This window comes from Croceibacterium segetis (genome assembly GCF_011320115.1).
GTDB classification, from domain to species: domain Bacteria; phylum Pseudomonadota; class Alphaproteobacteria; order Sphingomonadales; family Sphingomonadaceae; genus Croceibacterium_B; species Croceibacterium_B segetis.
On the sequence record NZ_JAANOZ010000012.1, the window covers coordinates 42,247 to 61,392 of the forward strand.

The following is a 19,146-nucleotide window of genomic DNA, read 5'->3' on the forward strand; positions in this document are numbered from 1 at the left end:
CGGGCCAACCGCAACGCGCATCTCAAGCAGACACGCCCCATGACAGGCCTAGCAATTCAGAAGTCGCGGGCCAACCGTAACTGTCGGCGCAGTTGCACCGAATGCGTTCAAGGGGAGTTTCGCATCCGCCTGTGCCCTCCACCCCGCCTGTGCGGAGTCCACTCGAAGCAGACAGTCGGCTCACAGGCTCTACCCAGTTACTGACATGCGGCCGAGATTGGCGCAAAGCAGCCATTCAACCTTTTTCGGCCCACCAAGCCGGCCAGCACACCTTGTCCGGGGTGCGAGTGTTCATCCAGACTTCTCGCTGCTCGTCCTTGGAGAGGGCCCCCGCGTCCAACCTGCTCAAAGCTGCCTCAACTATCCAGGGCTCAAGCTCCCAGCGGACCTTTTGCTTGTCGAGCGGGTACTTCTTGACCCCCAGGCCAAGGATCCGGAGCGCGCTTCCGACTCCGAATGAGCATATGATGATCCGCGTTATCTCGAGGTCTTTGTCAGGCTCGCGTTTCCCTCGCGCTTCCTCGATCGCCGCCAGGGATGCACGCGCTGCCGCACTGTCTCCGGCCAGGCCCTTCTGCGTCAGCTGGAGAATGAACGCTTCCGCCGCCGTGATGCGCCGTTCGCGCCCATCCTCGCGGACCGTAACCATCTGTCCAAGAACACTGTCATAGGGAATCTGCCGGTGCCGGGTCCGAGGCCGGCCTTTCGGATTGCCGGACCGACCCTTCTTGAACTGCGTGGCAGGAGGTGGCCGCTTGTAACCGACACGCGGCCCCTCCTCAGGAATTTGCGGCTCGCTCATGCCAACCGCCCGCGCGGCCATTTCAGGCGCTCCGGACTGCAGGTCAGCCGCTTGATGTCTTCAACATCCTTCTCGGTAAGCCGTCGGCGCCCCGGGCGGCTGAGAGCGGCCTGGGTCGCCCAGGTGGCAAGACGCAGGTGTGTGCTCCAGTAACCGCCGGAATCTTCGGTCTTGTCGAGAGTCGCGATCCCCAGAATGCGCATGGCTTCGTCGGCGTTGTCAGCATCGTGCTCGACTTCCATCGTCAGGGCGCGGGACTTGGGAGGATTGAGCTTAGCGAGCGCCGCCTCTCGCTTCTCGATCATCTTGAGGACCTGGCGGATCGCCATCCGGCTGCCCTTGAGCGCCGCCTGATAGGTCTGCAACTGCAGCGCCTCGTCGATGGTCAGTTCGCGCTCAACACCTCCCTGGGTGACAGTCAGCGTCTTGTCGAAGATGATGTCGAACGCCGAGACGTGCGGCCGGCGGGCCTTTGGCCGACCCTTGGGGTTTCCAGACTGGCCCTTCGAGAACCTGGTGTGGCCGCCCCTGCTCATGCCGCGGCCTCCTCGCTCGCGCGATGAACCAGCTGCGGCTCCTTGCCGGTGATCTCCGACCAGCGGGTCATCGCGACGTCGACATACGCCGGATCGATATCGAGCCCGCGGAAGTGGCGGCCGACCCTCTCGGCAGCGATCAGGCTGGTGCCGGAGCCAAGGAAGATGTCGAGCACCAGCTCACCCTGACGGGTGACGTCGCAGATCGCATCGGCGACCATGGCAACTGGCTTCACGGTCGGATGCAGCGCCAGATCCTCGCGTCGACTTCCCTTGAGCGAGTTGACCGAGGCGTAGTCCCACACGTTGGTCCGGTTGCGACCGTGCTTGCCCAGCTCGACCGCGTTGGTGTGCGAGGCATCCCCGACGCGGTAGACGAACACCATCTCGTGCTTGGAGCGATACAGGGAGCCCATCCCGGCGTTGCTCTTGTTCCACACGCAGATGTTGAGCAGCTCGTCGTAGGTTCCACCCGCTGCAGCGGTCACATCATCCATGTGCCGCCAGTCCATGCACACGAAGTGGACGGCGCCGTTGCGCGAGACAGAAGCGCAAGCGCCGAGGGTGTCCTCGAGAAACTTGCGAAACTCGTCCGTCGTCATCTCGCCTGAGGCCATGGCGAACTCGCGGTGGCGGCCCTTGGCGTTGACGTGGCCGTTGATCTTCACATTGTACGGGGGATCGAGGAAGGCGGCATCGATTCGGGCGCCTTCCCCGATCACCTCAGCCAGGAACGTTCGATCGCGCCCGTCGCCGCAGCCGATGCGGTGTTCGCCGAGCTGCCAGATATCGCCGGGACGCACGCGGGGATTGGCCGGCACCGCCGGAATGACCTCGTCATCCGGATCCGGGCTGCCGGCGAGCACCACATCGATCTCGCCGGGACTGAACCCGGTGAGCGAGAGGTCGATGTCGATCTCGGGAAGCGAGAGATCGGCGAGCTCGAGCTTGAGGATCTCGACATCCCACCCGGCATTGAGCGCGATCTTGTTGTCCGCGAGCCGCAGCGCCTTCTTTTGCGCCTCGCTGAGACCCGCGAGTTCGATCACCGGGACTTCGGCGAGGCCCATCTCCTTCGCCGCGCGCAGTCGTCCGTGGCCGGCGATCAGGTTTCCTTCCGGATCGGCAAGGATCGGGTTGGTGAACCCGAACGCGCGGATCGAGGCGACGATCTGCTCGACCTGCCGCTTGGGGTGCGTGCGGGCATTGCGCGGGTCCGGGGTCAGGCTGTCGATCGGCTTGTAGACGACCGTGAGCGGGCGAGTGGCAGCTCCGGCTGCCAGGGCGGGAGGTGTGTCCATTCGAGAACAATAGTGGACCGCGACACCCCGAATAACCCTTAGACCCCCCGCGGCGGGGGAAAAACCCGGGACAGCGCGATTGCACTGGACTGTCGGCCGACAGCGAGCATTGCTGTTCCACGCCCGGCGAGCCGGGCTCGCGCCGGTAGCGGCGGCCATTCCGGCACCGCCTGAACCGGAAGAACCACGATGACACAAACCACCACAGCGAAGCGCGCTCGCCGCATGGCGCGCGAGCCCAAGACCGACGCGCAAAATATTTCCAGCAAGGCATCGGCGAAGAAGCCGGGTCCCTCTCGGCTCCATCAGCTCGAGGCTCTGCTCACGCGGGAAACCGGAGCTACCATCGCCGAGATGGTCGAGGCCACCGGCTGGCAGCCCCATTCGGTGCGCGGAGCGATGGCAGGAGCGCTCAAGAAGCGCGGCCTCGCGATCACCTCGGAAAAGCTCGACGGGGTGCGCCGCTATCGCGGGAGCCGGGCGGCATGAGCGGCGACAGTATCGAGCAGCTCGTTGCCGAGATCGGGGCGATGGACCTCGAGCAACTGCGCGAACTCTGGAGGCGGCGCTACGGCGCCCCTCCCCCGCTGCGCTCAGTACCGATCATGCAAATGATGCTCGCCTGGCGCGTTCAGGCCGAAGCATTCGGCGGGCTCGACCGGGAAACCCGGCGCGCGCTGGTCCGAACGGGTGCGACCGAGGCCGAGGGCAAGCACCTCGGCCATGGCGCCATCCTCAGCCGCACCTGGCAGGGGCGCAAGGTCGAGGTGATCGTCGAGGAGCAGGGGTTCCGCTGGCAGGATCGGCTTTATCCGAGCCTGTCGGCGGCGGCGACCGCGATCGCGGGCAGCCGCTGGAACGGGCCTCGCTTCTTCGGCCTGAGAGACGCCGCATGACGGTCAAGACCATCCGCTGCGCGATCTATACGCGCAAGAGCTCCGACGAAGGCTTGGACCAGTCGTTCAACTCGCTCGATGCCCAGCGCGAAGCCGGTGAGGCCTACGTCAAGAGTCAGGCCAGCGAAGGCTGGACCGTGATCCCTGCGCTCTACGATGACGGCGGGTTCTCGGGCGGGACCATGGAGCGCCCCGGTCTGCAGCGTCTCCTCGCCGATATCGAGGCGGGGCTGGTCGACGTCGTAGTGGTCTACAAGATCGACCGCCTGACGCGCTCGCTGTCGGACTTTTCGCGCATCGTCGAGGTGTTCGAGAAGGCGGGGGCGAGCTTCGTCTCGGTCACGCAGTCGTTCAACACCACCAACTCGATGGGCCGGCTGATGCTCAACGTGCTGCTCTCGTTCGCCCAGTTCGAGCGCGAGGTCACTGGCGAGCGCATCCGTGACAAGATCGCTGCCTCGAAGGCCAAGGGCATGTGGATGGGCGGGACACTGCCTCTCGGCTACGATCTTCCAGCAGCGGGCACGCGGACGCTGCAAGTGAACAAGAGCGAAGCGGCGACGGTCCGGCATATCTTCGCTCGCTATCTCGAGCTCGGCTCGGTCCACGCCCTGCAGCGCGAACTCGCCGATCAGGGTATCCGTCCCAAGCAGCGGGTGACCGCGAACGGCAAAACCCTGGGCGGCGACGCCTTCAGCCGCGGGGCGCTGTTCCACCTTCTGCGGAACCGCATCTACCTTGGGCAGATCGTGCATCGCGAGGCGGTCCACCAGGGCGAGCACGAGGCCATCGTCGACGAGGACCTGTTCAAGCGCGTGCAGCGGATACTGGATGGCAATGCCCGTCGGCATCGCGCCGAGGCAGAGCACCGCATCGCCAGGGCGCCTCTCACCGGCAAGTTGTTCGACGCCACCGGCGAACCGATGTGCCCGACCTTCTCGCGCGGCAAGTCGGGGCGGAGCTATCGCTATTACGTCTCCGCTTCGCTGCAGCAAGGCGCCGCTTCATCCGATGGCGGCGTGATCCGACGCCTTTCTGCGCAAGCCATCGAGCGAGTGGTCACCGAGGTCGCCGAACGTTTGCTCGACACCAGCGAACGGCAGCTCGACAAGATCATGGCCGTCCGGCTCGTCAGCGATGGGCTCGTAGTCGATCTCCCCGGCGGTCGCGCTGCCGATCTCGGTCTTCGACTCAGCGATGAAGAGACAATCGTTCACGCCGCCAGCAAGGTGGTCCGCATCCATGTGCCGCTTGCGCTGCCGCTCCGCGGAGGACGACCGCTGGTACTCACTGGTGCAACGAGAAGCGCCAGGCCTGATCCAGCCTTGATCACGGCGCTGCGAAAGGCGCATCGGATGCTCGAACGCGAGGGCGGCATGCCAGTCGTGAAGAGTTCACCGCTCTCGCTTTACGATCGCCAGATCTTGCGGCTCGCCTTTCTTGCTCCCGAACTCCAGCGCGACATACTTGCCGGTCGGCAGCCGCCGATGCTCAATCTGGAAAAGCTCAAATCGATTGCCATTCCGCTCGCCTGGAACGGGCAGAAAGCGGCCCTGGGATGGCCGACATGATGAGCCTGTTATGGACGAGAACAGGGCCTGATATGGCGATTAAAGCCCCTGTTATGACCGATTAAATACCCTGTTATGGCGAATAACAGGGAAAGACGGTTTTTGGCGCGTAACCCACGGTAAAACCGTGATAAATCTCCGGCCAAGTCGGCTGAATCGGCTGAAAACGGCCTGTTTTCGGCCTCAGATTTGCATTTTTCCCTGTTCTTGCCTGAAATGCAGGGAAACCGAACCGATGGCGAAAGGCCGAGAGACGGCGCCCGCGAAGCCGGCCTGAAATGGCCAGAGACGCTCGAGGATTGGACGGCCAGTGACGGCTTCGGCTGCGCAAACCCGCCTGTTCCGCGCCTTTGCGCGGGCCCCCAGCAACAGGAGAATAGTGCTGGGGGTGCATGGCGGAGCGGGTGGGATTCGAACCCACGATACGCTTTTGGCGTATACACACTTTCCAGGCGTGCGCCTTCGACCACTCGGCCACCGCTCCGCATCTCCTGGGACGGCGCGGCCTAGCGATGCGGCGGGGGTTTCGCAAGCGCGCGGGCGGTGGCACACCGGCGCACATGATCACCACACGCCTCGCCGCCTTCGCTCTGGTGTTTGCCGCTTCGCCGCTCGGGGCGCAGGAGAAGGCCGCCGAGCCACCCACGCCGGCCTCGGTCGTCGCGGCTTCCCAGGCGAGCGAGTGGAAAGCAATCGACCCGGCGGAGCTGCTGGTCATGGACCTGGCGCCCGATGCAACAGGGGCCAAACGCCAGGTCATCGTCCAGTTGATGCCGCCACCGTTCAGCCAGGGCTGGGTTGGCAACATTCGAACCCTCGCCAAGGCCCACTGGTGGGACGGGACGAGCGTCTATCGCGTAGTCGACAACTGGGTGGCGCAATGGGGCGACGGCGAGGACGACCCGAAGAAGGCAAAGCCGCTTCCGGCGGGAATCACCAAGGTTCCCGAAAGCGAGTACACCGCGCCGGTGAGTTGCAAGGTCTATTTGTTCGAGAAGAAGGTCATCAAGGAGGAGTGCGACCCGCCGTTCACGGCGCTTGAGCCGATCGACCCCTACGTCCTGAAAGGCCAGGCCGGGTTCGCCGCCGGTTGGCCTGTTGCGGTGGCACTGCAAGGCGAGGGCAATCGAACATGGCCGGTGCATTGCTATGGCGGTGTCGGCGTTGCCCGCGACCTGTCGCCCGACACAGGCACGGGGGCCGAACTCTACGCGGTGATCGGCCACGCGCCCCGCCAGCTTGATCGCAACATCGCTGTCGTCGGACGGGTGATCGAGGGGATCGAGAACCTCTCCACCCTCCCGCGCGGCAAGGGCGCACAGGGCGTATATGACGATCCGGCGCTCAGGGTGCCGATCGTGTCGCTGCGGCTGGGCAACGAGTTGCCCGCAGCCGAGCAACCGCGCTTCGAATACCTCGCCAGCGACAGCCGGAGCTTCGCCGACTACATTCACGTCAAGGCGAACCGCAACGACGCGTTCTACAAGGTCTCCGCCGGGGGGATCGACGTGTGCAACGTCCAGGTGCCGATCCGGCGGGCGAAGAAATGAGCGCCGATACCGTCCGCTTCACCGCGCCGCTGCAGGCGATGGTGATCGAGGAAGGGTACGACCCGATCGGCTGGGTTCCGCTCACCGGCGAAGCGGCCGATGCCGTTGCTGGGCACGAACTGGTCCGCCGCCTCGAGCGCGGCAAGCGCCGCGGGTTCGGCTCAGTGAAGGTGACAGTCCAGGTAGGCGACAGTCGCTGGCAAACCTCGCTGTTTCCGCAGAAGACCGGCGGCTGGTTCCTGCCGATCAAGAAGCCGGTGCGTCTGGCCGAAGGGCTTGAGGAAGGCGAGCCGGTCGAGGTCTTGCTCGAGCTTCACTGATCGAACCGCTGCATCAGCTCGATCCTGTTGCCGAACGGATCGGCGATGTCGCCGCGCTTGTATCCGGCGAGCGGACGGCCCGCCGCGAAGCCCACACCGGCTGCTTGGAGCTGGCCGACGAACGCATCGAGGTCGTCGACAAGCAACGCGGGATGCGCCTTGTTCGTCGGCGCGAACCCCTCCTCGACGCCGAGGTGGACGTGCGCCGCGCCGCCGACGAACCAGCAGCCGCCGCGATCGGTCTCGGGCTTAGGCACCTCGATGAGGCCGAGCACGCCGGCATAGAATGCCCGCGCCCGCTCCTCCTCGCCCCGCGGCATGGCCAGCTGGACGTGATCGAGCCCGATCACACCCATCGGCTCAGATCCGCTCGGCCTGCGCGACCGCCTCGCTGGCACGCAACGCGCTGACGATGCGGGTCAGGTGCGCAAGGTCGTTGACCTCGAGATCGACTTCGTAAGTGTGGAAAGGGTCATCGCGCTGGGTCAGCTCGAGGTTGATCACATTGGCGCGGTTCTGCGCGAAGATCGTCGCCATTTCGGCGAGAGTGCCGGGGCGGTGATAAAGCACGATCCTGAGGCGCCCGATCGCGCCTTTCGAGCGCTCGCCCCACGACAGGTCGACCCAGTCGGCGTCGACTCCGTTGGCCAGCCTGAGGCAGTCGATCGCATGGACCTCCACGCCGACCCCCGGCTTGCGCAAGCCGATGATCCTGTCGCCAGGCAGTGGATGGCAGCACGGCGCCAGCGTGAAGCCCATGCCAGGGGTGAGTCCGCGGATCGAGATCGCCCGCTCCTGAGCCGGTAGCTCGGGCAAGTCGGCGGTACTGCCGGGGACAAGCGCTTCCATCACTTCGCGGTCGGTCAGCTTGGCCGAGCCGATCGCGTGCATCAGCGCATCCTCATCCTCGAGTTCGAGGCGCTCGACCGCGGCCTTGATCGCCTTGCGGCCGATCTTGGCCGGCACGCGTCCGGCGATGTCGTCGAACAGCTTGCGGCCGATGGCGGCGACCTCCTCGCGTTCCTTGGCCCGGACGGCCCGGCGGATGGAGGCGCGGGCCTTGCCGGTGACAACGAAGCCGAGCCACGAAAGCTGCGGCTCGACGTGCTTGCCCTTGACGATCTCGACCACGTCGCCGTTGTGCAGCTCGGTCCTCAGCGGCATGTGCCGCCCGTTTATCTTCGCACCGACCGCCTGCGCGCCGAGGTCGGTGTGGACCGCGAAAGCAAAATCGACCGGGGTCGCCCCTTTCGGAAGCTGGAACAGAGCGCCCTTGGGAGTGAAGGCGAAGATGCGATCCTGGTAAATCGCCATGCGGGTGTGCTCGAGCAGTTCCTCGGCGTCGTGGCTGGCGTCGACGATCTCGATCAGGTCTCGGACCCAGCCGACCTGTCCGTCCGGCCGGTCTCCCTGCTTGTAGGCCCAGTGCGCGGCGAGCCCGAACTCATTGAGGCGGTGCATCTCGCGGGTGCGGATCTGCACTTCGACGCGCATCGAGCTTTCATAGATCAGCGTGGTATGAAGCGAACGGTAGCCGTTCGATTTCGGTGTCGAGATGTAGTCCTTGAAGCGCCCGGGGACCATCTGCCAGACTTGGTGCAGGACGCCGAGCGCGCGATAGCAATCCTCGACGTTTTCGGTGACGATGCGGAACGCCATGATGTCGGTGATCTGTTCGAACGGCATGTGCCGTTCGGCCATCTTGCGCCAGATCGAATAGGGGTGCTTCTCCCGCCCCTGGACCTCGACCTTGATGCCGCCTTCGGCCAGCGCCTGCTTGATCTTGAGCGCGATGGCGTCGACCTGGCCGCCTTCGCTGCTCCTGATCTGCTCGAGCCTCCCGGCTATGGTTGCGTAGGCCTCAGGCTCGAGCTGCTCGAAGGCGAGCAGCTGCATCTCGCGCATGTATTCGTACATCCCCACGCGCTCGGCCAGCGGGGCGTAGATATCCATCGTCTCTCGGGCGATGCGCTGCCGCTTCTCGGGGCTCTTGATGAAGTGCAGCGTGCGCATGTTGTGCAACCGGTCGGCGAGCTTGACCAGCAGCACCCGCAAGTCCTCGCTCATCGCCAGCAGGAACTTGCGCAGGTTCTCGGCCGCCCGCTCGTCGTCGGTCAGCTGCTCGATCTTGGAAAGCTTGGTGACGCCGTCGACCAGCCGGGCGATGTCGGGCCCGAACTGGTGTTCGATATCCTCGATCGTCGCCAGCGTGTCCTCGACCGTGTCGTGGAGCAGCGCGGTGATCACCGTGTCCTGGTCGAGCTTGAGGTCGGTCATCAGCCCGGCGACCTCGATCGGATGGCTGAAATAGGGATCGCCGCTGGCGCGCTTCTGGGTGCCGTGCTTCTGCACGGTGTAGACGTAGGCACGGTTGAGCAACGCCTCGTCGGCGTCGGGCTCGTAGGCCTTGACCCGTTCGACAAGTTCATACTGGCGCAGCATCGCGGCCTAGATGGGGGTATTCGCCGCGATCCGGCAAGGCAAAAGCGCGAGTCTTGCAGAGGCGGCAGCCGACAGTGACGCGAAGTTGACACGCTGACACGATCCGCGAGCGGAAACGTCACTTTCGAATGGAAAGCGTCGCGTCGGCGGCGGACCTGCCGCCCTGACGCCAAGAAAATCGCTTGGCCCCCGCCGAAGGACGCTGCGCCGGGCGGGAGTCTGGCCAACCGCAGGGCCTGCAGGGAATTCATCTTTTCGTTGCGTATACACAATATCTATGGCACTTTACGCGCGTGGCACGGAAAATATACAACCGAATCGCGGTCCTGCGCGCTGAAGCCGGCATGAGCCGCAAGGCGCTGGCCGAGAAAGTCGGCGTCAACCCGCAGACGATCGGATTCCTCGAACGCGGCGACTACAATCCCAGCCTCGAGCTGGCGCTCAATGTCGCCGCCGTCTTCAAGCTGCCGGTCGAGCTGCTGTTTTCCTTCCGCCCCTTCCCCAGCATGGCCGAAACGCTGCTCGGCCAAGGAGACCAGGCATGACTTACAAGGGCGATCCGATCGCCGAAAAGCTCGATCAGCTGGCCGAGGCAACCCGTATCCCGGCGTTGCAGCGCAAGTTCCAGTCGCGCGACCCGATGCGCTTCCGCGCGCTGCCCTCGATCCTGCTGATCCTGGCCGTGGCTGGCATGGCGCTGCAGATCGGCCGCGGCGGCCTGTCCGGGTTCTGGATCGTGTGGGCCGGCTGGATGGGCAGCTTCATGTGCCAGCCGTTCGGGCCCATGGGGCGGCTCGGCGCGCGCAAGCTCGACGAGCGCGAGGCGGCCATTGTCCGCGAGGGGCATTTCACCGGCATGATGTGGGCGCTCGGCGTCGCGATCCTCGGCTCGCTGACGATCACCTTCTGCACTGTCTGGACGATGGCCGGAATGGCGGGCCTGTGGGCGCCTAAGACGCCGATGGACTGGATGACGATTACCCTGTTCCTGCTCGCGGTCGAAATGAACGTCGCAGTTCTGGCGGCGAGCGCGGCGATGCCCGAGCCGCTGGAGGACGACGAGGAGTAACCGCCGGTCCGCCGGGAGCTTCGCCTAGTTCCCGGTCCGCTCGTCCGCCGGGGGTTCGATGGTGTTCAGTCCGTTTTCGGAGCCGGTGCGGTCGTTGCTCCAATCCGCCTGCGGCATACGGTCGAACCCCTCTTCGCGCACCCAGTTGACGTTGACGGTCCACGGGGCGCTCAGGGTCACCGGATCCTCGATCGTCATGGTGCCGCGCAGCTTGTCTCCGTCGAGCCAAAGGCGCTCGTGGTAGCGCGCTTCCTCGCTGAGCGGCGGCCCGCCCTGGAAGAACACGTTGGGGTTGGTCACCTGGATCGTGTCGATCACCAGCGTGCGCCCTTCCCAGCGCCCGATCGAGGTGCCGGTGACGGTCGGCCACAGGTCTTCGCCCGGCGGCATCGGCCGTCCGTCGGTGTAGATGTGCCGCGTTTCGTTGTAGGCGTTGACGATCAGCACTTCCTCCGGCGTGATCAGCACCTGCAGCGGCGTGGGCGCGGTCATCATCAGGGGATAGCCCCAGCCGAGGCCCTTCCTGCCCGCCATTGTCCGCAAGGCTTCCGCGAGCCTGCGCCGCCCTTCGTCATTCCAGGGGGCGGCGTTGGCCCATAGCGCCAGCGAATTGGTCGGGTCTCGTGCCGCAGGCTTGTCGTTCGCGGGGCGGACGCCGCCGATGGTGGTTCCGGCCTCGGCTTCGCTGACCCAGTATCCCGGCCAATAGGGCAATTGTGCGAAGGCCCGCTGGCGCGCCTGGGCTGTCGGCTGTCCCGTATCGGCGGCGAGAGTGGTGGGAGCGGTCACCAGGAGAAGTCCCGCCAGCATCCAAAAGCGACCCATCGCTCACTCCTCCCCTCGTTCCCAGCGCAAACGTGCCACATGCGGCGTCGCGCCGGAAGGGCCGGCTTGCCGGAACCGCAACGGTCGTTGCACGCTTCGCTCTTATCAAGGCCGCGCGGGCGGCGTAGCAGGAGGGCGCGATGCTGACGGACCCAACCGCCCTCCTGCTCGCGCGCTGGCAGTTCGCCTTCACGGTGAGCTTCCACTTCCTGTTCCCGCCCTTTACTATCGGTCTGTCCGCTTACCTCGCGGTGCTCGAAGGGCTGTGGCTGAAGACCGGCAAGGCGCTGTACCTCGACCTGTTCCGCTACTGGCTGAAGATCTTCGCGATCAACTTCGCGATGGGCGTCGTTTCGGGGATCGTGCTGTCCTACCAGTTCGGCACCAACTGGGCGGTGTTTTCCGACAAGGCCGGGCCGGTGGTCGGGCCCTTGATGGCTTACGAAGTGCTGACGGCGTTCTTCCTCGAGGCCGGGTTCCTCGGGGTTATGCTGTTCGGTATGGAGAAAGTCGGGCGCGGGCTGCACTTCGCCGCGACCGTCTGTGTGGCGGCCGGGACCCTGCTCTCCTCGTTCTGGATCCTCGCGGCGAACAGCTGGATGCAGACGCCGCAAGGCTTCGAGATGGGCGCGAACGGCCAGTTCCTGCCCGGTCCGAGCTGGTGGACGATCATCTTCAATCCGAGCTTCCCCTATCGGCTGGTCCACACGGTAACCGCCTCATTCCTCGCCACGGCGCTGGTAGTCGGCGGTGTCGCGGGATGGCACCTGCTGCGCGGCAACGGCACGCCGCAGGTGAAGAAGATGTTCTCGATGGCGATGTGGATGGCGGCGCTGGTCGCGCCGATCCAGATCGCCATCGGCGACCAGCACGGTCTCAATACGCTCGAGCACCAGCCGGCCAAGGTCCTGGCTCTCGAAGGAGACTACGACAGCCATCCGGACGGCGCCCCGCTTTACCTGTTCGGCATACCCAACGACCGCACGCAGCATCTCGATTACGCGGTCGGCATCCCCAAGCTCGGCAGCCTGATCCTCAAGCATGATCCGAATGCGCCGCTGGCCGGGCTCGACACCATACCCGACGACCAGCAACCGCCAGCGGCGATTGTGTTCTGGTCCTTCCGCCTGATGGTCGGCCTCGGGCTGCTCATGTTCGCGCTCGGCCTGCTGAGCCTGTGGGCGCGCTGGCGCGGCACGCTCTATCGGTCGCGCTTCCTGCACCGCTTCGCAGTGCTGATGTCGCCGATGGGCTTCGTGGCAATCATCGCCGGGTGGGTGACGACCGAAGTCGGCCGACAGCCTTACCTCGTCTACGGCCTGCTGCGCACCCGTGAGAGCATGAGCCCGCTCGGCGCCCCGGCCGTGGCAACCTCGCTGCTTGCCTTCGTGGTGGTCTACTTCGCCGTGTTCGGTGTGGGCATCTGGTATATCCTGCGCCTGATGCACCGGCCGCCGCAGGAGCAGGAGCCGCGCCTCAAGGACGTCGACGCCGGGCCGATCCGCACCGCCGGCATCACCCCGGCGGCGCAAGGCACGGCGGAGGGCGAGCTATGATCGACTTCGACCTGACCACCGTCTGGGCCTTCATCATCGCCTTCGCAGTGTTCGCCTACGTGGTGATGGACGGGTTCGACCTCGGCATCGGCATCCTGTTTCCGGCAATCACCGTCGGCCACGGGCGCAACCGGGCGATGAACGCCATCGCGCCGGTGTGGGACGGCAACGAGACCTGGCTGGTGATGGGCGGCGGCGGGCTGCTCGCCGCCTTCCCCCTCGCCTATGCGGTGATCCTGCCGGCGACTTACCCGCTGATCATCGCCATGCTGCTCGGCCTGGTGTTCCGCGGCGTCGCCTTCGAGTTCCGCTGGCGCGACGAACGGCATCGGGCGTTCTGGGACTTCGCTTTCTTCGGCGGCTCGCTCGTCGCTGCCCTTTGCCAGGGAATGGTGCTCGGCGCGATCCTGCAGGGGATCGAGGTCACCGGCCGCTCCTATTCGGGCAGCTGGTGGAACTGGCTGACGCCCTATACGCTGCTGACCGGCCTCGGCGTCGTCGCCGGCTACGCCTTGCTCGGCGCCTGCTGGCTGGTGTGGAAGCTCGAGGGCGATGTGCAGGAAAAGGTCCGCCGCCTCGCCGTGCGCGCCGCGATCGCCACGCTGGCGCTGATGGCCGCGGTGAGCCTCTACAACCTCTCGCTGTTGCCCGAGTACCGCGAGCGCTGGCTCGGCACGCCGGAGATCTACTTCGCCAGCCAGGTGCCGCTGCTGACGGTGATCATCGCCGGCTTCCTGTTCTACGGCCTGGCGAAGAAGTGGGAGCTGGCGCCGTTCTTGCTCGCGCTGGCGCTGTTTGCTCTCGGCATGGCCGGCGTCGGTGTGACCATGTGGCCCTACGTCGTGCCCGGCGAGCTGACGATCTGGGACGCGGCCACGTCGGCGCGCAGCCAGTGGTTCATGTTCATGGGCTTCCTCATCACCATCCCGCTGATCCTCGGCTACACCGCCTGGTCCTACTGGGTGTTCCGCGGCAAGGTCGGCGGCGAGGGGTATCACTGATGGAGCGCGGGCGAGAGGCGGAGGCCTGCCCTCATGCAGCGCGCAGCGCTGTGGGGCAGACAAGTGCTCCGTTGTGGAAGCGGCTCGCCTGGATGGCCGCGATCTGGGCGGCCAGCGTGGCTGCGCTGGGAGCGGTCGCGGGCCTGCTGCGACTTTGGATCGTCTAGGCACCCGCCGAACATCGCCTCGACCCAAAGACCGACTGGGGTGAGCCCGGCGTCGCGGCGTCTTCGCATCGAACTATCCGTCCAAACGAGACAGCCGGACTTTGCGTCGGCGGCGGGTAATAGGCGAGGGAGCGTTCGTTGTTTCTATGCCTGCTTCCGGCGGCGATCCTGCTTGCCGAGACTCCCGCGCCCGCGCCCGAATCTGCGCCCCTGCAAGGCGTCGCGGCGCCCGTTGCCGGCGACCAGATCGATCAAGCGCTCCCACCTGAGGCAGCCGCGCCCGAGGCGCAGGTCGCCTCCGAGGCGTCTCCTGACTCCGCGCTCGCTCCCACGCCGCCCGATGACACCGGACAAGACACCGGGATCGTCGTCATCGCACGCGCGTACAGTCCGGCCGATCCGCTGGAAAAGGTCAACATCAAGTCGTTCGAAGCGACGCAGGCGTTCGACGACAAGATCACCGCGCCGCTCGCCCATGGCTTCGAGCACGCCGTACCCAAGCCGGTGCGTAGCGGGCTGCACAATTTCATCACCAACCTGCACCAGCCGGGGGTGTTCGTGAATTTCCTTTTGCAACACCACATCGGAAAGGCCGCCGAAACACTGGCGCGCTTCGCGATCAACTCGACCATCGGGCTTGCCGGCGTAATCGACGTAGCCAAGCGCAAGCCGTTCAAGCTTCCGCAGCGGCGCAATGGCTTTGCCGACACGCTCGGCTTCTATGGCGTCAAGCCCGGCGCGTTCCTGTTCGCGCCACTGCTCGGTCCTACCACGGTGCGCGACCTGGTCGGCAACGTGCTCGACCGGCTAATGCCGTTCGGCGGTCTCCAGCCCGTCTCGGGGCCGGAATTCACCGTCTCGGCCGGCGTGCTGCACACGCTGGACCGGCGGATCGCAATGGATGACGAGTTGACCCGCGAGCGAGCCAGCGGCGATTCCTACACTGCGGCGCGCGAATATTACCTGGCCCGGCGCCGCGACGAAATCGCCGCGCTCCACGGCAAGCTCCACAAGTCGCAAGACGTGGCCGGTGCCACCGCGATGCCGCAAGTTGTCGCGGTAGCGCCTGCGCAACCCGACGCGGCTACGCCGGTCAAAGAGTAATGGCGAACGGCACCTTTCGCGACAGGCTCAACTCCATCGCACCTCGGGCGGCAGGCTCATCAGGATCGCGTCGATGTTGCCGCCCGTGCGCAGGCCGAACAGCGTGCCGCGGTCGTAGACGAGGTTGAACTCGGCGTAGCGGCCGCGCCATTCGAGCTGCTGCTGCTTCTCCGCCTCGGTCCATTCCATGCCCATCCGGCGGCGGACGATCCTCGGGAACACGTCGAGGAACGCCTCGCCGACGTCGCGGGTGAAGGCGAAGTTGCGCTCGAACTGCGCCAGGTCGGCGCATTCGAGGTGGTCGTAGAAGATGCCGCCCACGCCGCGGGCGACGCCGCGGTGGGGAATGAAGAAGTACTCGTCGGCCCACTTCTTGAACTTGTCGTAATAGGTCGGGTTGTGGCCCATGCACGCGGCGCGAAAGGCGGCGTGGAACTCGGCGGTGTCGTCCTCGTACGGCAGCGGCGGATTGAGGTCCGCCCCGCCGCCGAACCACGCCTTGCTGGTGGTCAGGAAGCGGGTGTTCATGTGCACCGCCGGCACGTGCGGGTTGGCCATGTGGGCGACGAGGCTGATCCCCGTGGCGGTGAAGCCGGGATTGTCCTCGTCGGCGCCGTTGATCGTCTGCGCGAAGCCGGGAGCGAACTCTCCCGAGACGGTCGAGACGTTGACCCCGACCTTCTCGAACACCTTGCCCTTCATCACCCCGCGCACGCCACCGCCGCCTTCGCTTTCGTCGGCGGTCTCGCGGTTCCACGGGGTGTATTCGAACGCCGCGTCCGAACCCGCCTCGCGCTCGATCGCCTCGAAGGCGTCGCAGATGCGCGTGCGCAGGCTCTCGAACCACTCGCGGGATAGCCGGGTCTGTTCGCTCCAGTCGCTCATCGCACGTCCCTTGCCAAAGCCTGTACCCTACGGCAAGGACGGCGCATGGTTCCCCTTTCGTTCGCCGGCGAGGAATTCGCGCTCGTGGAAGGGCGCGCGCTCTACTGGCCGCGCGAACGGGCGCTGCTCGTCGCCGACCTGCACCTCGAGAAAGCGAGCTTTTACGCCAAGCACGGGCAGATGCTGCCGCCCTATGACAGCCGCGAGACGCTTGGGCGCGTGGCCCTGGCGATCCGCGAGACCGGCGCGCGGCGGGTGTTCACGCTGGGCGACAACTTCCACGACTCGGCGGGCCCTTCGCGGCTCGAGCCGCATGCCGCGGGCATGCTCGACGCGCTCGTCCGGGCGACCGACTGGGTGTGGATCACCGGCAACCACGATGCCGCGATGGAAGCCAGCGCCGGCGGCACCCTCGCCGAGGAACTCACCATCGCCGGGCTTATCCTGCGCCACCAGGCCAAGGCCGGAGAGACGCAGCCGGAAATTTCCGGCCACTACCACCCGCGCCTGCAGATCACCGTCCGCGAACGCGCGATCCGCCGCCCCTGCGCGGTGGTCAGCAGCGGCGGCCAAGGACGTGGGCGAATGATCCTTCCCGCATTCGGCGCGCTGACCGGCGGGATGAACGCCGCCGACCCGGCGATCGTCAAGGCGCTTCAGCCCGCGGCGGCGATCGACGCGGTGCTGTCGTCGAAGGGGCGGCTGATGCAGTTCCCCCTGTGGCGGCAGGCGGCCTAGCCCAGATAGGCAAGGGCGTTGAGGGCGATCGCCATCGCGAAACCGGTCAGCGAAACCGGGTGAATGCGCCGCAGGACCAGCCAGTCGTAAACGAAAAGCGACAGGTAGAATGCGCTCCACGTGCCTGCCAGGTAGACGAGATAGGCGACGGCATCCCACCGGTTCACCGCATCCGGCAGCACCGGCACGAGATAAGGATCGTAAAGCCTGGCGAGGATCGGTTCGAGCAGGAAAAGGGTGCCGGCAAGGACCAGGCGCTTGTGAATCTCCGGCCGCCGCCGGTTGCGATACGCGAGCAGGATGAAGATCGCGAACGCGGGCAGGAGCAGGCGGTTCGCCTTCACCTCCGGCTCCATCAACGCCCACCCCTTCCATTTCGCCACGAAGAGATAGAGCGTGCTGAGCGTCACCCCGACCGCAGCGATGAACCCGGCGGTGCCAAGCCTGCGATGCAGGCGAACGTTCCCCGCGCGGATGAAGGCCGACTGCACGACCAGCGTCAGCATCCACGACGCCGCGAAGAAAGCATGCACAAGCATCTTGGGGTCGCCGTTGCTCGGCTGGTGGACATCGGTGACCAGATTGTCCCAGAACGCCGCCAGCGACAGTGCGAACAGCAGCACGAAGAGGGCCGGGAAATAGTGCCGCCTCGTCGCTAAGGCGGCGACCGACCAAGCCCGCGGTGTCGCCGAAGTAGCCATGCGATGGTCCCCCCGTGTCGTTCGACGCGCGGCGAAATCTACCACTCGATCCGCAAATGCGCCACACGGCCCGCCACGACCCCTAGCGCCCGAGGGCGTTTCCCCCTAAGTAACCGCGTCCGAATCCACCCTAGGAGAATACCCCATAGCTCGTCCCCCCCGCCGCACGTTGTCCCCGCCGGTCAAGAGTGGCCCGCGCTTCGACGACATGATCCAGTCGGACAAGGTCCGCGTGATCGACGAAAACGGCGAAAATCTCGGCGTCATGTACACCAAGGAAGCGATGGAGCAAGCCAACGAGCTTGGCCTGAACTTGGTCGAAGTCTCGCCCAACGCCGACCCGCCGGTGGCCAAGTACCTCGATGTCGGCAAGTACCGCTACGAGGCGCAGAAGAAGGCCAACGCCGCGCGCAAGACGCAGAAGACGCAGGAGATCAAGGAGATCAAGATGCGTCCGAACATCGACGTCCACGATTACGACGTGAAGATGCGCAGCGTCCGCAAGTTCCTCGAGGAAGGCGACAAGGTCAAGATGACCCTGCGCTTCCGCGGCCGCGAGATGGCCCACCAGGAACTGGGCATGGACTTGCTCAACCGGGTGCGCGACGACACCGCCGAGATCGCCAAGATCGAAGCCTACCCGCGCCTAGAAGGCCGCCAGATGCTGATGGTGCTGGCGCCGAAGTAGGCGCCTTTGCTCAGCGACGAGTTACCGGGAGGGCGTGCCGCGAGACGCGCCCTTCGTTTGTCCGAGATCGGTGCGTCGGTGAGCCGGCGTTACGGCTTCATCGCCCAGTGGCAAGCCAGCCCCTAGTCAGCGGATTCCAAAGCAACCAGACTTGGAACACGTTAAGAGCGACGACTGCGAACGCCGGCCAGTCGAAACCTGCAACTTGCTGCGAGCCAGACGGCAGCATGGCGGGAACGGTCGACACGAGCATGACGACGATATTCAGGACCGTAAGCGCCGTAAATATCCCGGTGGCGCTCAAGCTCCGTTTGCGCGTGATGCTTAGGCCCATCCAAAAGTAAACCGTCGCCAGCAAGATGAGCAGCCAGAAAAAGCCCGAGAAGATTACTTGCAAGAGCGAAATGACGACGACCAGTGCTTCAAAAGTTGTCACGGTCCAAGGCCGAGTGGTCGGGTGTCTCACCCCTTCATCCATGCCGCGATTTGTCATGGTGACATCTCCCTCTCGCTGGCCAAACCAAGCCTAATCTCACTCCGCCGGCGGCTCCCAGAGCTCGATCGGGTTGCCTTCGGGATCGCGAATACGCGCGAAGCGGCCGACGCTGGGGTGGTCCCATTCGGCCTTGCGCTCGGCCGCGATACCCGCCGCCGCCAGCTTGGCGACCAGCGAATCCAGCCCGGAGACCCGAAAGTTGAGCATCATCTGGCGGTCGGTCGAGAAGTAATTGTTGGTGCGCGGGAAGAATGAGAACACCGTGTCGCCCGCCTCCTGCTTCCATGACCAGTAGCCGTCCGGCGCCGGTTCGCCCCCGGCAGTGACGGTGAAGCCCAGATGTTCGCGGTACCAGGCGCTGAGCTTGCCTGGATCATCGGCGCGCAGGAATAACCCGCCGATCCCCAGGACCTTGCCTTCGTCCATCACGCCCCTCCTTGCCCTCTTGCGCACGCAGGCTAGGATCGGAACGGGCGCGGGTAAAGCGGGGGATGAGAA

Annotated in this window: 23 protein-coding genes, 1 tRNA gene and 1 CRISPR repeat array (1 of these 25 only partly in view); of the genes, 13 read left to right on the top strand and 11 right to left on the bottom strand. The window is 65.6% G+C overall.

What is annotated here, in order from left to right; all coding sequences use genetic code 11:
- A CRISPR array of direct repeats spans window positions 1-81; the repeat unit is 36 nt (it extends 285 nt beyond the left edge of the window).
- A gap of 154 nt (window positions 82-235) precedes the next feature.
- From G7B69_RS13045 to G7B69_RS13055, 3 genes are read right to left on the bottom strand one after another with little or no spacing between them, the layout of a single operon-like run.
- Entirely contained in the window at window positions 236-802 is a 567-nt protein-coding gene (locus G7B69_RS13045; protein ID WP_166179968.1) for a DUF5681 domain-containing protein, read from the bottom strand.
- Window positions 799-1,338, bottom strand: coding sequence for a DUF5681 domain-containing protein (locus G7B69_RS13050; RefSeq protein ID WP_166179970.1), 540 nt, complete (start codon window positions 1,336-1,338; stop codon window positions 799-801). Before G7B69_RS13050 ends, G7B69_RS13045 begins: the two co-directional genes overlap by 4 nt.
- On the bottom strand, window positions 1,335-2,639 hold the full coding sequence (locus tag G7B69_RS13055) for a site-specific DNA-methyltransferase (RefSeq protein ID WP_166179972.1): 1,305 nt from the start codon (window positions 2,637-2,639) through the stop codon (window positions 1,335-1,337). Before G7B69_RS13055 ends, G7B69_RS13050 begins: the two co-directional genes overlap by 4 nt.
- A gap of 189 nt (window positions 2,640-2,828) precedes the next feature.
- Between G7B69_RS13055 and G7B69_RS13060 the strand changes: the two genes are divergently transcribed.
- Genes G7B69_RS13060 through G7B69_RS13070 form a run of 3 tightly spaced genes read left to right on the top strand, consistent with a single transcriptional unit; the run spans window position 2,829 to window position 5,106 of the window.
- Window positions 2,829-3,128 carry a DUF3489 domain-containing protein gene (locus G7B69_RS13060; RefSeq protein WP_166179974.1) on the top strand — a complete coding sequence of 100 codons (300 nt, stop codon included), beginning with the start codon at window positions 2,829-2,831 and terminating at the stop codon, window positions 3,126-3,128.
- On the top strand, window positions 3,125-3,535 hold the full coding sequence (locus G7B69_RS13065) for a DUF2924 domain-containing protein (RefSeq protein ID WP_166179976.1): 411 nt from the start codon (window positions 3,125-3,127) through the stop codon (window positions 3,533-3,535). Before G7B69_RS13060 ends, G7B69_RS13065 begins: the two co-directional genes overlap by 4 nt.
- Window positions 3,532-5,106: a recombinase family protein gene (locus G7B69_RS13070; protein ID WP_166179978.1), complete on the top strand. Its 1,575-nt coding sequence runs from the start codon at window positions 3,532-3,534 to the stop codon at window positions 5,104-5,106. Before G7B69_RS13065 ends, G7B69_RS13070 begins: the two co-directional genes overlap by 4 nt.
- Before the next feature lie 393 nt (window positions 5,107-5,499).
- On the opposite strand, the gene G7B69_RS13075 is transcribed toward G7B69_RS13070, so the two are convergent.
- Window positions 5,500-5,590: transfer RNA gene (locus G7B69_RS13075), tRNA-Ser, on the bottom strand.
- A gap of 76 nt (window positions 5,591-5,666) precedes the next feature.
- Here G7B69_RS13075 and G7B69_RS13080 point away from each other — a divergent pair.
- Window positions 5,667-6,656: a peptidylprolyl isomerase gene (locus G7B69_RS13080; RefSeq protein ID WP_166179980.1), complete on the top strand. Its 990-nt coding sequence runs from the start codon at window positions 5,667-5,669 to the stop codon at window positions 6,654-6,656.
- Window positions 6,653-6,976 (top strand): DUF1905 domain-containing protein, encoded by a 324-nt coding sequence (locus G7B69_RS13085; RefSeq protein ID WP_166179982.1) that lies wholly within the window; start codon window positions 6,653-6,655, stop codon window positions 6,974-6,976. The genes G7B69_RS13080 and G7B69_RS13085 overlap by 4 nt, the downstream gene beginning before the upstream one ends.
- On the opposite strand, the gene G7B69_RS13090 is transcribed toward G7B69_RS13085, so the two are convergent.
- Window positions 6,970-7,332: a VOC family protein gene (locus tag G7B69_RS13090; RefSeq protein WP_166179984.1), complete on the bottom strand. Its 363-nt coding sequence runs from the start codon at window positions 7,330-7,332 to the stop codon at window positions 6,970-6,972. The two genes, G7B69_RS13085 and G7B69_RS13090, sit on opposite strands and share 7 nt — an antisense overlap.
- 4 nt (window positions 7,333-7,336) lie before the next feature.
- Window positions 7,337-9,418, bottom strand: coding sequence for a RelA/SpoT family protein (locus G7B69_RS13095; RefSeq protein ID WP_166179986.1), 2,082 nt, complete (start codon window positions 9,416-9,418; stop codon window positions 7,337-7,339).
- A 293-nt stretch (window positions 9,419-9,711) separates the two neighbouring features.
- Between G7B69_RS13095 and G7B69_RS13100 the strand changes: the two genes are divergently transcribed.
- Together G7B69_RS13100 and G7B69_RS13105 are read left to right on the top strand one after the other, a co-directional pair.
- The gene (locus G7B69_RS13100; protein WP_166179988.1) at window positions 9,712-9,963 is read left to right on the top strand and encodes a helix-turn-helix transcriptional regulator; all 252 of its coding nucleotides are present in this window, start codon (window positions 9,712-9,714) and stop codon (window positions 9,961-9,963) included.
- Window positions 9,960-10,487 (top strand): hypothetical protein, encoded by a 528-nt coding sequence (locus tag G7B69_RS13105; protein ID WP_166179990.1) that lies wholly within the window; start codon window positions 9,960-9,962, stop codon window positions 10,485-10,487. The genes G7B69_RS13100 and G7B69_RS13105 overlap by 4 nt, the downstream gene beginning before the upstream one ends.
- A 24-nt stretch (window positions 10,488-10,511) precedes the next feature.
- On the opposite strand, the gene G7B69_RS13110 is transcribed toward G7B69_RS13105, so the two are convergent.
- Window positions 10,512-11,312: a hypothetical protein gene (locus G7B69_RS13110; RefSeq protein WP_166179991.1), complete on the bottom strand. Its 801-nt coding sequence runs from the start codon at window positions 11,310-11,312 to the stop codon at window positions 10,512-10,514.
- A gap of 140 nt (window positions 11,313-11,452) precedes the next feature.
- On the opposite strand from G7B69_RS13110, the gene G7B69_RS13115 reads away from it, so the two are divergent.
- The 4 genes from G7B69_RS13115 to G7B69_RS13130 all read left to right on the top strand — a co-directional run bounded on the left by G7B69_RS13115 (window position 11,453) and on the right by G7B69_RS13130 (window position 15,140).
- On the top strand, window positions 11,453-12,868 hold the full coding sequence (locus G7B69_RS13115; RefSeq protein ID WP_166179993.1) for a cytochrome ubiquinol oxidase subunit I: 1,416 nt from the start codon (window positions 11,453-11,455) through the stop codon (window positions 12,866-12,868).
- Complete coding sequence (gene cydB, locus G7B69_RS13120; protein WP_166179995.1) at window positions 12,865-13,869, top strand: cytochrome d ubiquinol oxidase subunit II; 1,005 nt, start codon at window positions 12,865-12,867, stop codon at window positions 13,867-13,869. Before G7B69_RS13115 ends, cydB begins: the two co-directional genes overlap by 4 nt.
- The gene (locus tag G7B69_RS13125) at window positions 13,869-14,036 is read left to right on the top strand and encodes a DUF2474 family protein (RefSeq protein WP_423717950.1); all 168 of its coding nucleotides are present in this window, start codon (window positions 13,869-13,871) and stop codon (window positions 14,034-14,036) included. The genes cydB and G7B69_RS13125 overlap by 1 nt, the downstream gene beginning before the upstream one ends.
- A gap of 138 nt (window positions 14,037-14,174) precedes the next feature.
- Window positions 14,175-15,140: an MlaA family lipoprotein gene (locus G7B69_RS13130; RefSeq protein ID WP_166179999.1), complete on the top strand. Its 966-nt coding sequence runs from the start codon at window positions 14,175-14,177 to the stop codon at window positions 15,138-15,140.
- Window positions 15,141-15,167: 27 nt separating this feature from the next.
- Here the strand turns inward: G7B69_RS13130 and hemF are convergent, their stop codons facing one another.
- Window positions 15,168-16,025, bottom strand: coding sequence for an oxygen-dependent coproporphyrinogen oxidase (gene hemF / locus G7B69_RS13135; protein ID WP_166180001.1), 858 nt, complete (start codon window positions 16,023-16,025; stop codon window positions 15,168-15,170).
- A 45-nt stretch (window positions 16,026-16,070) separates the two neighbouring features.
- Between hemF and pdeM the strand changes: the two genes are divergently transcribed.
- Window positions 16,071-16,763 (top strand): ligase-associated DNA damage response endonuclease PdeM, encoded by a 693-nt coding sequence (pdeM, locus tag G7B69_RS13140; RefSeq protein ID WP_166180003.1) that lies wholly within the window; start codon window positions 16,071-16,073, stop codon window positions 16,761-16,763.
- Here pdeM and G7B69_RS13145 read toward each other — a convergent pair.
- Complete coding sequence (locus G7B69_RS13145) at window positions 16,760-17,464, bottom strand: hypothetical protein (protein WP_166180005.1); 705 nt, start codon at window positions 17,462-17,464, stop codon at window positions 16,760-16,762. The genes pdeM and G7B69_RS13145 overlap by 4 nt on opposite strands.
- 169 nt (window positions 17,465-17,633) lie before the next feature.
- Between G7B69_RS13145 and infC the strand changes: the two genes are divergently transcribed.
- Window positions 17,634-18,152, top strand: a complete 519-nt coding sequence (gene infC / locus G7B69_RS13150; protein ID WP_166180007.1) for a translation initiation factor IF-3 — start codon at window positions 17,634-17,636, stop codon at window positions 18,150-18,152.
- A 97-nt stretch (window positions 18,153-18,249) separates the two neighbouring features.
- Here the strand turns inward: infC and G7B69_RS13155 are convergent, their stop codons facing one another.
- On the bottom strand, window positions 18,250-18,645 hold the full coding sequence (locus tag G7B69_RS13155; protein ID WP_166180009.1) for a hypothetical protein: 396 nt from the start codon (window positions 18,643-18,645) through the stop codon (window positions 18,250-18,252).
- A gap of 39 nt (window positions 18,646-18,684) precedes the next feature.
- On the bottom strand, window positions 18,685-19,074 hold the full coding sequence (locus G7B69_RS13160; RefSeq protein ID WP_166180011.1) for a VOC family protein: 390 nt from the start codon (window positions 19,072-19,074) through the stop codon (window positions 18,685-18,687).
- Between the last annotated feature and the right edge of the window lie 72 nt (window positions 19,075-19,146).